1 protein-coding gene is annotated in these 726 nt (G+C 48.9%); it reads left to right on the top strand.

What is annotated here, in order from left to right; genetic code table 11:
• The first annotated feature begins 41 nt into the window (after nt 1-41).
• Nucleotides 42-572 carry a hypothetical protein gene (locus HMPREF9074_RS12555; protein WP_034541118.1) on the top strand — a complete coding sequence of 177 codons (531 nt, stop codon included), beginning with the start codon at nt 42-44 and terminating at the stop codon, nt 570-572.
• The last annotated feature ends 154 nt before the right edge of the window (nt 573-726 follow it).

Below are 726 nucleotides of genomic sequence, written 5' to 3'. Positions count from 1 at the left end.
CAAGGAATATGCTGTAAAACATATATTTAACACTCGAAATCATGCACGATTTAAGAGGGAACTTTTTTCTTAATGGAAGAAGAAGGAGAGGAAAAGAGCGGAGAAAAAGGGGAAGGAAAACGCGGGAACGAAGGAGAAAGAGGAGGAAAAGGCGGCGGGGAAAAGGGGGAATAGCACCGGGAAGGCGGGGCAACGAGACTGAAAACACGCATAAGGGGAACGGAAAGCCCAAGGACGGAGAAAGGAAGGACAGAAAGGACGACAAAGAGGAAGAGGTATCGGGACAAAAGACACACAAAGAAAGTGCAGGGTATGTGTCAGGAGGAGTACACAAAAGAGAGATAAAAGGGATGGGCAAAGGCTGTAAAAAAGGAGGAGGTACCGAGACAAGAAAAACGAATACAACTGGACAGAAGATGCACACAAGGAAAGTATGGAAGACGCAATGGAACAACGGAACGAATTGGAACGGAAAAATGGAGGGGGCGGCAAGGATTGCAAAAAGGAGAAGACACCGGAACAGAGGGCACACACAGGGAAAGCACGGAAGACGCACAAGAAGCCACACATGAAAACACCTCATATATATTAAGGTGGAAACCGGGAAGACAGGGAAAGGACGGAGCACCCACCGGTTGACCGAAGACAAGAGAAACAACTATCCGGAAGAGAAGACCGGGCAAGGAAGACCGAAAACGGAAGGGAAACGACGGACGACGGGGGGGG

Source organism: Capnocytophaga sp. oral taxon 329 str. F0087 (assembly GCF_000213295.2).
Taxonomy (GTDB): Bacteria; Bacteroidota; Bacteroidia; order Flavobacteriales; family Flavobacteriaceae; genus Capnocytophaga; species Capnocytophaga leadbetteri_A.
This window is presented reverse-complemented; position numbering and strand designations above follow the sequence as displayed.